Source organism: Peribacillus sp. QJM3NY_7 (assembly GCF_056173225.1).
In genome coordinates this window covers 1,390,433-1,404,745 of sequence record NZ_CM149663.1, presented here as the reverse complement: position 1 = coordinate 1,404,745, position 14,313 = coordinate 1,390,433, and the positions used below count along the sequence as shown (strand labels likewise).

The following is a 14,313-nucleotide window of genomic DNA, read 5'->3' as shown; positions in this document are numbered from 1 at the left end:
CAATCCGGGACCATTTTTCCAGTCTAGTTAATTTGAAGCCGGAGATTCAGACTACGAATCAGGAGGTTTGAACTTTGGTCTAATTCCCCATACCGGAAACTTGATCAGTGAACAATGGAAAAAAGCATGTTTTGAGAAAGATTGCTCAAAACATGCTCTGCCCTAATACACACTTTCAGTTTACAGCTCTTCTCCTCTCGTCTCGATAATATGCTTATACCAATGAAACGACAGCTTCTTTTTCCGTTTTAACTGATCATGATGATCCACGTAAATAAATCCGTATTGCTTCTTATACCCGTTTAACCAACTTAAAAGGTCAATGACAGACCATGCGTAATACCCTTTTAAATGGATACCTTCTTTGATTGCACGTTTAATCACTTTTAAGTGTTCCTCAATATACTTAATGCGCGGAACATCTACTACTTCACCATCGATAATCGGATCCTCATCACCAAGTCCGTTTTCTGTAACATACATTTTAATATCGCCGTAACGTTCTTTTAACATATGCAGCCCATCTAAAAATCCTTCAGGTGAGATTTCCCAGCCCCATTTTGTATAGGTTTTATCTTCCATTTTCACGGTCCGATAAAAGCCATCAAAAGACGGGTTCCCTGGAGCCAGAGTAGATGTTTCTCTTGAATGCTCCATGCTTGAAACGGCTTCCAGGTTTTTTTCCACCCGAATGGGCTGGTAATAATTGAGTCCAATAAAATCATTTTTCTCCGCATTCCTTTTTAACGTATCCAGTTCTTCTTCTGTCCAACTTGGTGTCCAGCCTCTCTCCTTTAATTGCTCAACCACATAAGCTGGATATTCACCTTTTAAAATTGGGTCATAATACCAAAAGGTTTCATATTCATTGGCATGCCGAGCGGCTAATACATTCTCATGTTCGTCATCAATACTATAAGCTGGCAGGAATACATGGGTAATCCCGATTTCACCGTAATGATTCAGTGCCTTGTATACCTCTACCGCTTTGGCATGTGCATAAAAAACATAATGTGTCGCTTGAAAGTATTTATTTTCATCGTTTTGGACTCCAGGCGGGTGCGCTCCTTTTAAATACCCTAAACCGCAAAACATAACCGTTTCATTAAACGTGATCCAATGTTTGACGCGGTCTCCGAATGCACGAAAACAAATCTCCGCATACTTGACGAATGCTTCAGCTGTCCGCTTATTCGTCCATCCCCCATCTTGTTCAAGCGTCAAAGGCAAATCCCAATGATACAGCGTAACAAATGGGACAATCCCATATTTTAAGCATTCATTAATCACATTATTATAAAATTCCAAGCCTTTTTCATTGACTTCCCCATCACCTGTTGGCAAAATACGGGCCCATGAAATGGAGAAGCGATATGATTCAAGTCCCATCTCTGCCATTAATTTAATATCTTCTTTGTAACGATGATAATGGTCTATCGCTACATCCCCATTTGTACCTTCAAATGTTTTCCCCGGAATCTTTGAAAAAACATCCCAATTCGTTATGCCTTTACCATCTTCATCCCATGCTCCTTCTATTTGAAAAGAAGCAGAAGCTGCTCCGAATAAAAAATCGTGTGGAAATTTCATTAAAAACCCTCCCTTTTCATACCTGCTTATTAAATTGATAATAATATATTTTATTCGTTGGTACAAATATTATTTTTAGTTCACGTAAAACATAAGCCTTATAGATAGTATTTACTATCACGGAATGATTAAATCCAGAATTCCGTTGAATCAATCTCTCTTTTTCTAGCAAAAGATGATTGATACTTAGTAGCATATGAACATACAAAAACCCGTCCACCTTTTGGGGACGGGTTACACATATTAAAGATTTAGCAATCATTCCACAACCGGGAGCCAACCTTTTATCCCGATCAACTTTTCCCAAAGCGGATCTGGAATGACCAGTTCATCCTGATCTTTTTTTGAGAGGGTAGTCCGTATTTCCGCTTCTTTTCCAGACCTGATTTTTTCAATCCAATGCGGTTCCATAAGAAGTTCACGGCCTAAGGCGATAAAAGGGACCCCCGTTTCCATGGCTTCTGCAACTTCATCGGGTGTATGCAGTGAACCTACACCGACCACCGGGATACGATTACCTACTTTATCGTAAATTTTAACGATGCGCGACTTTGTCCTATCACTCTCACGGAATGAGCCATTCCAGAAGTGACCTACCGATATATGTAGATAATCCAGGTTTTGATTCGCTAATCTATCAACGAATTGGATCGTATCATCTAAAGTGATTCCAGGATTGCTGCCTTCTTCAGGAGAAAGGCGGTAGCCAATTATAAACGGCTTTTCTGCATGCTCGGCAACCGTTCTCTCGACTTCATTCACAATGGTAAGCGGGAAAATCAATCGTTTTCCCAATGTTCCGCCCCATTTATCTGTACGGCGGTTCGAGTGTGGCGAGAAGAATTGTTGAAGCAAGTAAGTATTGGCACCATGGATTTCCACACCATCGAAACCTGCTTCGATGGCCCTTCTTGTTGCTTCGCCAAATGCCTTAATAACGTCTTGTATTTCATCTTCATTCATTTCCCGCGGTACAGGTGCTTCCTCGCTGGAAGCAATGGCACTTGCAGAAACAGGTTGGTTATCAGGCAATAATTCGGGCGGACTTTGACGGCCTCCATGATATATTTGCAGGATCGCTTTTGCCCCGTTGGACTGAATCGTTTCAGCTAGTTTTCTCAAGGATGGGATAAAGGAATCGTCATCTGCACCTAGTTGGCCTGGGAATCCCTTGCCTACAGCAGATACATAGGCACATGCCGTAACAACCGCACCTACACCAGCCGAGCGCTCAGCGTAATAGACCAGTTCATCATCGGTTACAACCCCTTGGTCATCCGAAGAATAAGTGGTCATAGGAGCCATCATGATACGATTTTTCACTTCTACCCCTGATGGAAATATATATGGTTGAAAAATCTTTTCGTATTTTTGATTCATGCCAATCCTCCCCCTTTACTATTAGTGGTGATGATGTCCATGCGGTTCTTTAGAAGGATTCGTGATTTCAAAGCCTTCTTCTGGAACATAAAAATATTTAATCCAGACACCATCCAGAAATTCTTCACGTGAATCAAGCAAAATATCGATATCTTTATCTGTTTTTACGATTTCATCATATTCTGCCGGTGTATCCAGCTTCATGTCATAATGGGCATGATCGCCATGCATATGGGTGATATATACACGAATCATTTTCCCTTCGGCTTCTTCAGTGCTCAGCATTTTTTGTAAGACCTTTGCTGCATTGCGATTTATTTTGCAATTCATGTCCATTCCTCCAACAATAAAATTATCCCTGTACTGAGTTCTACCCAATTAAGGGTTATCAGTAACATCCATTTTTCCCCTTCATGATTGGCCTTATCCGCGGTCTGAAGGAAAGACGATGCCGATTTGCCTTCTTGCTTCATCCATGATTTCCATAGTCAACAGTGAATTCGAATATGTATTTATTTCGGATTCCATTTTCCCCTGCTGTATCAAATCAACAAATTCCTTCGCTTCATAATACATGGTAGGCATATCCTGTTTAACGGAAATATTTTCAGTGGTTCCATTCCGATACTGAATATCCACCGCTTGCGGTCCTGAAATTTTCTGAATGATGATGCTTCCAAGTTCTCCTTGAATTTCCGATGGCAAATTGGATTCAGTAATTTTGGAAAACATGACGACTGCCTCCATTTCATCATAGGAAAGCAGAATCGTACCTTGCCCATCAACTCCTGATTCAAGCATCGTTCCTGATGCCTGCACCTCATTCGGTTTACCGAACAGTACAACAAGTGGATAGAGGACGTAAATGCCTAAATCCATTAAAGAGCCACTGGAGAATTCCGGATTGAATGCATTCAGCACAGTTCCTTGTTTATATGAATCATAGCGTGATGAATATTGGCAAAAGCTTCCCGAGAAACGCCTAATCTTCCCGATTTTATCCAGATTCCCTTTTATACTTTCGAAATTCGGCATGATGGTCGATTTCATCGCTTCCATCAATAGCACATCATTTTGTTTTGCAGCCTCAATCATTTCCCTTACTTCAGCCGCATTCGAGGCCATTGGTTTTTCACATAATACATGTTTTTTATTTTGTAAAAATAACACGGCTTGCCTGCAATGATGAGAGTTAGGGCTTGCTATATACACAGCGTCGATTTCATCGCTGCTGGCCATTGCTTCTAAATTCGTAAAAGTCGTATGTACTTCGTATTTATTGGCAAATTCCTTGGCTTTCTCCTCTGTACGTGAATACACGGCAGTTAAGGATAAACCCTCTACATGCTTTGCAGCCTCCAAAAATCGTTCCGTGATCCAATTTGTACCTATTACCCCTAATCTTATCAACATCCTATCCCCTTTCAAGCTAACTTTATCATGTCCTCAATATACAGACATTTCACTGAAAAACAAAGTATATTGAACACTCGCAATTGCTTAAATTGGATTTTTTAGGCAATATTCGTTTATAATTTTTCTATATTACAACTGCCATGATGTTTCTACATACTCCCAAAATGGGAAAGAAAACTTAAAAGGAGCGTGTGAAGTGTATGACAGAATTAATGAAAAACAAAGTTGCCATCATTACCGGTGGGGGATCAGGAATTGGCCGGGGTGCCGCACTGAAACTAGCTGAAAACGGCGCGAACATCATCTTTTTTGACCGTACAGTCGAAAATGCCGAAAAAGTGAAGGAAGAAGTCGAGAACCTTGGTCGAGAGGCTTTAATCATTAAAACGGATGTTTCCAAGGCTGAGCAAGTTGAACTTGCCTACAAAACAGCCCATGAACATTTTGGGAAAATTGATTTTGTATTTGCAAACGCAGGCATCAACGGAGTGATTGCCCCTATAGAAGACATAAAGCCAGAAGATTGGGATAAGACACATACCATCAACCTCAAAGGCACCTTTCTCACCATCAAATACGCCATTCCTTACATGAAGGAAACGGGTGGCAGCATCGTGATCAACAGCTCCATCAACGGAAACCGATATTTCAAGAATTTTGGTTTTTCCGCTTATAGTTCATCCAAAGCCGGTCAAGTCGCTTTCGGTAAAATGGCCGCACTCGAATTGGCAAGATATAAAATCAGGGTAAATACCATTTGTCCCGGTTCCATCGATACGAACATTGACAATAACACATTCCCGGAAGAAGAAAACCTTAAAAAAATCAGGATTCCCATTGAATATCCCGAAGGCTCCCAGCCCCTGGCAAGGAAAGCGGGGACTGCCGAACAAGCTGGTGATCTCGTATTGTTCCTAGCATCAGACATGTCCTCCCATGTTACGGGCACGGAAGTTTATATCGATGGAGCGGAATCACTATTATGAATTAAAAAGGCAAAAAGCTGAAATCCACATCAGGATTTCAGCTTTTCTTTTTAAGCAACTCGCCTTAACCCGCGACGGGCAAGGAGTAAATAAGCGCACATGGCGATGACATGACAACTTACCATCACAATTCCCATCGGCAAGGGAGACTCACCTGAACCTAACCCCACTAGGGGAGCCATTAGTGATCCTAATATGAAGGGAAGCAAGCCAATTAAAGCCGAGGCACTGCCTGCCGTTTTTTTCTGATTTTGCATCGCTAAAGAAAAACTCGTTGTACCGACAATACCGACGCTGGAGACGGAGAGGAATAAAGCGGCCAAGATTCCGGCCAAGCCGATTTCGAGAAGGACTGAGGTCAGAAGTAATATTCCCCCAAACAAAGCTAGGCATAACCCCATTTGAAGCAATCTTTCTTCTTTAACCTTGCCAGCCAGCTTCCCGGCAACTTGTGAAGCGATGATGATCCCAACCCCGTTTATTGCAAAAATCAGGCTGAAGGTCTGTGGGGAAACCCCATAAATGTTCTGGAGAACAAAAGGCGATCCGGAAATATAAGCGAACATTGCAGCACTTATGAATCCTTGTGCAGAAGCATAGCCCATAAACACACGATCCTTCAATAAGTTCCCAAAAGTCCTGATCGTATCATTTACCCCGCCAGCACTCCTGTGATTGGACGATAAAGTTTCCTTTATCCCAAAAAATGCAGCCGCAACCATAATGATACTTAATACTGAAATGACAATGAAAACGCCCCGCCAAGAAGTGAACTGCAAAAGTTGACCGCCAAAAACCGGAGCCAATATCGGTGCCGCCCCATTCACCAGCATTAACATGGAGAAGAACTTAGTCAAATCCGTTCCTGAAAAAAGGTCACGAACTATGGCCCTTGAAATGACAATGCCTCCCGCTCCCGCAATACCTTGGATAAAACGTAATAATAAAAGCAATTCAATGGTTGGAGCAAAAGCGCATAACAGAGATGAAATGCAATAAATGGATAAAGATATGATTAACGGTGAACGCCTTCCTTTTGCATCACTTAGAGGCCCTAAATAAATTTGGCCCAAAGCCAACCCTAACAAGCAGGCAGTCAAGCTTAGCTGCGCTAAAGACGTACTGCTTTTCAGATCCTCTGCCAGTGTGGGGAGACCCGGTAAATACATATCAAGTGACAGTGGTCCGATCGCTGCAAAAGACCCTAGCATAAGAGCCATCAACAGCCTTTTGGATTTAGTCATTTCGTTGCCTGATGATATCGTTTCCTTCATTTCAATCATTATTAACCCTATCCCTTTCAACTAATTGTTCTTCCTAATAAACTCGACTTTCTTTATTTTACAAAAGATCGGCACAATTTACGATAAGTATGCTCCACTTGAATGGGATTCTTCCTTTCGGCACTCAGGTAAGCACAGGTGCATCAAAACTCTGAAATCTTCTAAAAAGGACAAATCATATTTCAGAAAATATCATTTGAGAATACTACGAACCAAAGAAACACTATTACATTCCTCATAAAAAAATGACCCCATTTTTGGGGTCATTTCAGATTGTAGACAAACTCGATGAAAATCGAGTTTGTCTATTTTTATGGCTTGTACAATTTGGACGTTGATTGGAACGTAGGGCACTCGCTTTCCGCGGGCGGTCGGGGAGCCTCCTCGGCTTTCGCCTGCGGGGTCTCCCCTAGACGCGCTTTTCCCGCAGGAGTCTCGAACACCCGCTCCAATCAACTTTGTCTTACCTTTTAGTTAGAACACTTTTGCCTGGAGTCATTTTTGTTTTAAAATAGAAGTATTAAAACTTGAGGTGATGAGGATGCTTTCTAAACATGATTCTATTCAGCGAGATCAACTTGAAGTGAAGAGAGCTTGCCTGCAGTTTTTTTATTTAAAAAAGGTTGCCGGTGATTTCAGAAATCCGCTCCCTTTCCGCCGACTGTCTGCCAAGCCTCCTTGACGCAAGCGTCTGTGGGGTCTCGGCAAGCCAGTTATTCGGCAGGAGTGTCGCAAATTTCTTCAATCCAATAAGGGTTATAGTAAAAAAACATGAAGGATAGTCTATTCTTGTTTTAAAATCTTTGTTCGGGATGAAACCAATCCGAACCCCATTTTAGCGTCATTTTGATTTATTCAACAATACTAAATTACGGGGAGTATCACCAGTTAATCCGTCCACCAAGTTTTGTACAGCAAGATTTGCCATTTTCATTCTTGTGGCAATGCTAGCACTCCCGATATGCGGTAATGTAACCACATTGGGCAAAGTTAGCAGCGGGTGGTCCAGAGGGACGGGCTCTTCTTCGAATACATCCAATCCAGCCGCCCAAATCTCTCGATTTTCCAGCGCCTGGTACAACGCTTTTTCATCGATAATTCCGCCTCTTGCGGTATTAATGAGCACAGCCGTCCCTTTCATCAATTCCAGCTGCTCCTTGCCAATCATATAAGCCGTTTCCGCTGTGAGCGGCAGCATGACACAAACGAAATCCGAGATTTGGAGCAATTTTTCAAGGGGCTGATATTCGATTCCTAACTCTTTTTCCTGTTCATATTTACGGCTTCGATTAAAATAAACTAAGTTCATATCAAATCCCTTAGCTCTTTTTGCAAGAGCTTCCCCAATTCTGCCTAACCCGATGATACCCAGCGTTGCACCGTGTACATCTTGTCCTGTCAGCTGCATCGGCGACCATGTTTCCCACTTTCCACTCCTTAAATAATCTTCTGCCTCCATCATCCTCCTTGCCGTTGCAAGCAGTAAGCCGAAGGTTAAATCAGCTGTCGTTTCCGTTAAAACCCCCGGTGTGTTCGTTACCATGATGCCCCGTTTTGTTGCACTTTGAACGTCAATATTATTATGGCCCACTGCCATATTCGCGATGATTTTCAGATTGGGTGCCTGTTCAATCAGTGACTCATCGATTTGTTCCGTCAATAAGCAAAGCAGCCCCTCGACTTCTTTCATTTCTTCTACAAGGACTTTTCTAGGGACCGGTATATCCTCTTGATCCCACATCCTGACATCATAATTCCGACTAAGACCTTCGATGATTTGTTCTGGCAATTTCCTTGTAATATAAATTTTTGGCTTCAAACCAAAACCTCCTATACCGTTTCGTTCCATGGAACACATTCAGTTTTCATTACAATAATTAAATTTAAAGAATATTGGCTAAATGACTAGCTTGTTTATTCAATTTTAAAATAAACTAGATAAATAGACCATCCATTTCCAATCAATCTTACTATTAAATTTCTTGATTGCCTGGAAGCTTCCGCTTGACAGTTTCAATTCATTCAACCAATCATGGAATAATAACCATTTACATCTATTCGGTCATTAGTAATATCGCAATTTTCCAGATGAAGTTTATCTCGATTTAGGAGGATATGGGACGTTCATGAAAACGAATACAACATTTAAAATTTATCCAATTATAGCTCCAAGCGCTTTATCTTTAAAAAGTATAAACTTTTATTTAGTTAAACAGGATGAATCTTTAACATTAGTCGATGCAGGTATGAATGATGATGTTTGCTGGAATGCACTGCAGCAAACATTAAACGAAAATGGATTTACAGTTGGGGACATCACGGAAATTTTGTTGACCCATCACCATGGAGACCATGTTGGTTTGGTCAACCGGATTACCGAACTCCATCCGATTCCCGTTTATGCCCATTCTAAATCCATTCCCCGTTTAAAAAGGGACCCTGATTTCTTAAGTATGAGAATTGAATTTTATAAACAGCTATACCTTGAGATGGGCTGTGGTAAACTTGGAGATAAACAAGTGGCTTACCTATTCAACGCGGTCGATAATAATAAAGATCAAAAACTGAATGGTGACATCATCGCAATCACGGAAAAACACTGGCTGAATTTTGAAGTGGTCGAATTTCCCGGGCATGCCCCGGATCAAATTGCTTTCCTTGACCGAGAAGGGAAACGGCTTCTTGCAGGTGATTTATTGATTGAACATATCTCAAGCAATGCCTTGATCGAACCTGATGAAAACGGTAATAGAATGCTGACTCTTGTAGATCATATCGATTCATTAAAACGATGTTCAGCATTACAGGTGAATCTCCTATTTCCTGGTCATGGTAACGTGATTGAACAACCCGGTCATCTGATTGAAAAAAGACTCAACAGCATAGAGAGGAAATCACAAAAGATCCTGGCCTTGATAGAATCCGGAATTTCTACAGGCAATGAACTGGCAAAGGAGTTTTACAAACAAAAGTATATAGCAGAATTCCCGCTCGTCATGTCAGAAATCATCGGCCATTTGGATTATTTGGAATATCAGGGGAAGGTCACGAAACAACTCGTTGAAAATGTAGTTCATTATCAAGCTAAATGACATCAAAAAAGGCTGAATTGAAAAAGTCCCCACTTAGCAGGGACTTTTTCATGGAAAATGTACCAAATAATCGAATCTTAAGTACTAGTCCTTTTTGGGTGTTTTAATGAATCTAACAGGAAATCGATTAGAATGTGAAGAATTTATTATTTGAATATTAAATATTTTCGGAATAGGGGATTTGCTGTGAAAAGAAAATTTTTAAAGGTTTTAAGTTCAACAGTAGTAGCCGCAACATTACTTGGCCCAAATGTCAGCTTAGCTGAAAGAGGACCAAATCCGACAGGTGGAACGAACCTTTCTACCGAAGCATTCCTAAATTATGACGAACTTGTAAAAGAATTAAATCAACTTGAGCAAGCGAGTGCAGGGATAGTCAATGTAGAAGTGGCCGGAAAAACGAATCAGGGCCGTTCCATTCAAAAAGTGACTGTCGGTCATGGTGACAAAGTCGTTCTTATTCAAAGTGAAATTCATGGAAATGAAAAAACAGGAACTGTCGCGTTATTGAACATTCTTAAAAACCTTGGTCAAAGTAACTCGCCTGAGGTAAAGAAAGTTCTTGATGAACTAACAATTGTTGCCATTCCAATGATGAACGTAGACGGCTCAGAGCTTGATCGTCGTGGAAATGAGATGAAATGGTCTGAAGTTGTAGGTAAATTCCCCCAACTTTCTAATGCAAAACCTACTTGGAACTATTACACTACTCCCAGATCAGGAGACGACTATGCTAGCAAACCGGGATTTGATGTTAATCGTGACTTCAATCCAGACCTAAATTATGTACCAAAACCTCAAGACTTCCCGGGGGCATCTGAAAAGCCAGGCTGGTTTATTACCCCCGAAGCGCAAACGCTCCGTGACACATATAAAGGGTTAAAATCGAAATTCGGAAAAGTGGATGTTTTTATCGATCTTCATCATCAAGGATTCCCATATCTCGAAGGAACTGATGAGCGTGCAACTATGTCAATATCAGGTAAATTCGTTCCTAACCCAAGCACTCCAGAAGGTGCTAAATATGCAGAGTATGCAGATGATTTCAAATATGATTTCTCTCGTCAGTTAACACTTACTGCGTATAATGCACTGCAAGCAAAAGGAAATTCAGTTTTCACAAATATTTCATTATATGATCAATCCATTGACCTGCCAGGAACTGCTTTAGGGACGTTTGCTTTAAACGGAAGTGGGACGGTTCTATTTGAAGTTAGTGGTCAAACACAAAACTTTGGGCAAAAAAAGAATGGCCAGCTCGTAAAAACGGTTGAAACGGGGCTAATGGGTATTATCAATGGCGTAACAGATGGATCGGTTCATAATCTTAATCCATCAGACTATGAAAAAATTCCTGAAAGTTCATCTACACCCGGAATCTAGTCAATTTTGAAACTTAATTGTAAAGGGGACTTGTCCGCCATCTGGCATCGGTTGAATATCGAAGCCAGATGGCAGCAAAGCCCTTTTTATTTGTCTAATTGACACTGAAATTTCAGCCTTTTCTTGCTGAAGATACTTACACGCACAAGACAATCTCTCTGGAAAAAAGGCCTTTCCTGGCAACACAGCGATCAGCAATCTCAAATCCAGCTTCATCAATCATATGATCCATCGTATCGATTGTTACGACAACGACCTTATCAGCAAAGTCCCTTGCGTGTTTAAGGATTGATAGCTGATCCTCCGGCGTCGCATGTGTATATAGATTATAAGGCATATCGATAATCGCTACATCATATTTACTGGTGACCTCCGAAATCGGACCTGTAGTTACATCACCTTCGAGTCCGAAATAAGCAATGTTCTCCCTTGAACCGTCGGTAACAAGCGGGTTGATATCCCGGCCATCAATATTGATCCCCATCGAAAGGGCTTCCACTAATACCGTTCCAATTCCGCAGCATGGATCAATTGCCTTCACCCCATCCGGATGTGGAACGGCAATGTTGGCAATGGCCCTCGCCACTCTCGTGCTAAGCGCTGTTGAATATTCACGGGGCTTCTTCATATGTTTTAACCAAACCGCTTCAGGTTTGACATACTTCCCAAAATACCAACGACCGCCAAGCGTCACGATTCCAAAGACCTGATCAGGGTTACGCACATCGGCATTTCCCTGAATGTGCCAGCCAATCTCCCGTTCAATTTCACGCTGTCCATCATAATCTATTTTTTCTTCTTTATTCAAATCATTAATTTTCACGAATAATACTTTGAACGTCGAATCAGGCAAATGAATATCCTTAACTTGCTCAACGATTTCGGATATGCTTTCCCCTTCAAACATGATGTCGACCCGCCCTTTTATAAAAGGGCTCCTGCTCGGTTCAATGGCTATATCACTTTTCAAAATATCCCCTGAAGTCTCAAAGCCAAAGAAAGAACGCATCTCCATTTTAGATAATGAGCGTTCGTCAGGGGTGCATGTAAATGTATATATATATGCCGGTTTGCGGCTATGATTAGTCAATCCATTCCCATCCTTCATTACTTTAGATTATACCTTTCTATCAAACATAGCTGTAATAGTATAGAAAAGCAAATGGAATCGTGCAGAAAAAAGCAGGAATGCTTTTTATTCAGCATTCCTGCCACTATATTTTTCATTGTTCCATCTCTAAACGAAAGGAATTATTAATCCAATTTATACAGGTGGCTATTTATATACTTCGCACGGGCCTCAATGAATTTCAGGATGAATTCGGGCTCATCATCAAATTTCTCAATATTCCCCTTGATATATGGATCTTTTGATACATAAGGTCTTAATTGATCATGCATTTCCTGAATGATAGGTTTCATATAGGCCACGGTATAATGATTGTTCAAAATCTCCTTAAGAAGTTCTTGGTACCTGACACGAAATCCCCTTACATCAAGGATTCTAGCAGTCAATGTATTGAACCCCCCGATTCCCACATAATCCTCTTCCATCACTTTCCCGTTAACATCCCTGCCCCATGTCGCATCATAATCCCATGGAATCATTTCAAATAGACCGGTATCTCCATTTCGATACAAAGCGTAGTTATGAACGAACCCATCATAGTTTTGCGTGAATATGACACCGGCCAGCCAGCGCAGGTACTTTTCCACATCGACATATTTTACGATTTCCTTTTCAAAATCCACTCTTGAAATTGTATTGATTTGGAGGATCAGCTCTTGTAAATATAATTCCTCCTTTTCTGTCCCGCATTTTTTTTGATAGCCCATCTCCAATGATTTTTTGATTCCTTTATCCAAATCGCTCATCAATGAGAAATTGGCATCGCCATCCACTGCATAGAAAATGGACCCATTGGGGAGCCCCCTTTTCTTCAAATAATATTCATCCACTGATTCCAATTCCAGATATATTCCCTCGTCCTTTCCGTTTAGATTTAGGAAAACGAACTGGGCTTTCGGTGATAAAGTCCCTATATCTGCAAAAAAATCTAAAGATAATTTATTTCTTAGTAAAGATTTATCTTTATATTCGGCATTTAAATGAACTTCCTTGGCATTCTTAAAAGTATTAGGTTTATAAAAGACTACATTATAGGATTTTTTCCGAAAACTTCGGATATGTGAGCCACGGTAAGCAATATCAATATCAAGTTTTTTTTTGTTGATCGTTAACTTTGCAGGTAAAGGATCATTGCACCATATATCTCTGCGAAGCTCCATTAAATTAACTGGTGGAATAAAAAGCTGATACACAGGCAGCTTCTTGTCAGCATTCATATAACCTAACCCTTCCCTTTCACTTTCCTATTAAATTATGGAAAAAAAGCGAGGGGTGTCACCAAAAACAAATATTTAATAAAAATGTGCTATTATCTCTGGCATATTACGTACAAGCGCATAGTTTAACGTATAGAAAGGGGGATATATAAATGTCTGACATCAATCGTGATATACAAAATGCGGTGGATAGAGCTAATTCCTTCGGGTTAAGCGATTTCATGCATAATGACCCATGTTCAAAAGGCCGTTCTTCACGTAAAAACAACAATAACAGGCGAACTTCCCGCAGAAGCACTAAACGTTGCACGAGCAGGAATCGGTCCACTTCCGGCACGCAAAGGCGCTCTTGCTGGAAACGGAGATCTACATGCAGCACACAAAGGCGCACTAGCAGGAGGAGGTCCACTTGCAGCACACAAAGGCGCACCAGCAGGAGGAGGTCCACTTGCAGCACACAAAGGCGCACCAGCAGAAACCGGTGTTCCATATGCAGCAGACAACGGCGCTCCAACAGAAACCGGTGTTCGTCCAACCACTGCAGTTGGCTTTGCGGCAATAACTTTCGCAATAAACGGAAAAGGTGCTTCTAGTTTCATGGTACCGTTTTAATGTACAACTAATATTTTTTTGCTGGATATTAAGCTTTACTCTAAGGTCCAAATTCTATAAAAAAACACAAAACTCGTCCTATAAGGGCGAGTTTTGTGTTTTTAAAATTATCACGATCGTTATATCCATTCAAATGTCCCGTTCCTTAAACGATAAAACACGGCCATTTATAATGACAGTGGACTTATTTGCCATGTACCTGAACCTATAAAAAAGGATCCTACC

At 41.0% G+C, this 14,313-nt stretch carries 12 protein-coding genes and 1 pseudogene; 5 read left to right on the top strand and 8 right to left on the bottom strand.

Annotation, left to right across the window (positions count from 1 at the left end):
* Positions 1–180: 180 nt before the first annotated feature.
* From AC0VX1_RS06790 to AC0VX1_RS06775, 4 genes are all read right to left on the bottom strand, one after another.
* Positions 181–1,590 (bottom strand): GH1 family beta-glucosidase, encoded by a 1,410-nt coding sequence (locus AC0VX1_RS06790; protein WP_475470499.1) that lies wholly within the window; start codon positions 1,588–1,590, stop codon positions 181–183.
* 258 nt (positions 1,591–1,848) lie between these two features.
* Complete coding sequence (locus AC0VX1_RS06785; RefSeq protein WP_475470497.1) at positions 1,849–2,970, bottom strand: NADH-dependent flavin oxidoreductase; 1,122 nt, start codon at positions 2,968–2,970, stop codon at positions 1,849–1,851.
* 21 nt (positions 2,971–2,991) lie between these two features.
* Positions 2,992–3,300: an iron-sulfur cluster assembly accessory protein gene (locus AC0VX1_RS06780; RefSeq protein WP_057278928.1), complete on the bottom strand. Its 309-nt coding sequence runs from the start codon at positions 3,298–3,300 to the stop codon at positions 2,992–2,994.
* Between the two features lie 93 nt (positions 3,301–3,393).
* Positions 3,394–4,380, bottom strand: coding sequence for a Gfo/Idh/MocA family protein (locus AC0VX1_RS06775; RefSeq protein ID WP_475471723.1), 987 nt, complete (start codon positions 4,378–4,380; stop codon positions 3,394–3,396).
* A 206-nt stretch (positions 4,381–4,586) separates the two neighbouring features.
* Between AC0VX1_RS06775 and AC0VX1_RS06770 the strand changes: the two genes are divergently transcribed.
* Positions 4,587–5,372, top strand: a complete 786-nt coding sequence (locus tag AC0VX1_RS06770; RefSeq protein WP_034314352.1) for an SDR family oxidoreductase — start codon at positions 4,587–4,589, stop codon at positions 5,370–5,372.
* 50 nt (positions 5,373–5,422) lie between these two features.
* Here AC0VX1_RS06770 and AC0VX1_RS06765 read toward each other — a convergent pair whose 3' ends face one another.
* Both AC0VX1_RS06765 and AC0VX1_RS06760 read right to left on the bottom strand, forming a co-directional pair.
* Complete coding sequence (locus tag AC0VX1_RS06765; protein ID WP_413022176.1) at positions 5,423–6,646, bottom strand: multidrug effflux MFS transporter; 1,224 nt, start codon at positions 6,644–6,646, stop codon at positions 5,423–5,425.
* 850 nt (positions 6,647–7,496) lie between these two features.
* Entirely contained in the window at positions 7,497–8,474 is a 978-nt protein-coding gene (locus tag AC0VX1_RS06760) for a 2-hydroxyacid dehydrogenase (RefSeq protein ID WP_475470494.1), read from the bottom strand.
* Positions 8,475–8,781: 307 nt separating this feature from the next.
* On the opposite strand from AC0VX1_RS06760, the gene AC0VX1_RS06755 reads away from it, so the two are divergent.
* The gene (locus AC0VX1_RS06755) at positions 8,782–9,747 is read left to right on the top strand and encodes an MBL fold metallo-hydrolase (RefSeq protein WP_475470492.1); all 966 of its coding nucleotides are present in this window, start codon (positions 8,782–8,784) and stop codon (positions 9,745–9,747) included.
* 186 nt (positions 9,748–9,933) lie between these two features.
* Positions 9,934–11,130: a M14 family metallopeptidase gene (locus AC0VX1_RS06750; protein ID WP_063577030.1), complete on the top strand. Its 1,197-nt coding sequence runs from the start codon at positions 9,934–9,936 to the stop codon at positions 11,128–11,130.
* Between the two features lie 136 nt (positions 11,131–11,266).
* Here AC0VX1_RS06750 and AC0VX1_RS06745 read toward each other — a convergent pair whose 3' ends face one another.
* On the bottom strand, positions 11,267–12,238 hold the full coding sequence (locus AC0VX1_RS06745) for a TRM11 family SAM-dependent methyltransferase (RefSeq protein WP_475470490.1): 972 nt from the start codon (positions 12,236–12,238) through the stop codon (positions 11,267–11,269).
* 146 nt (positions 12,239–12,384) lie between these two features.
* Complete coding sequence (locus AC0VX1_RS06740) at positions 12,385–13,476, bottom strand: CotH kinase family protein (protein WP_413022151.1); 1,092 nt, start codon at positions 13,474–13,476, stop codon at positions 12,385–12,387.
* A gap of 152 nt (positions 13,477–13,628) precedes the next feature.
* Between AC0VX1_RS06740 and AC0VX1_RS06735 the strand changes: the two are divergent.
* Positions 13,629–13,682 (top strand): annotated as a pseudogene (locus AC0VX1_RS06735) (hypothetical protein); the annotation flags it as partial.
* Positions 13,683–13,704: 22 nt separating this feature from the next.
* Positions 13,705–14,088: a hypothetical protein gene (locus AC0VX1_RS06730; protein WP_057278920.1), complete on the top strand. Its 384-nt coding sequence runs from the start codon at positions 13,705–13,707 to the stop codon at positions 14,086–14,088.
* The last annotated feature ends 225 nt before the right edge of the window (positions 14,089–14,313 follow it).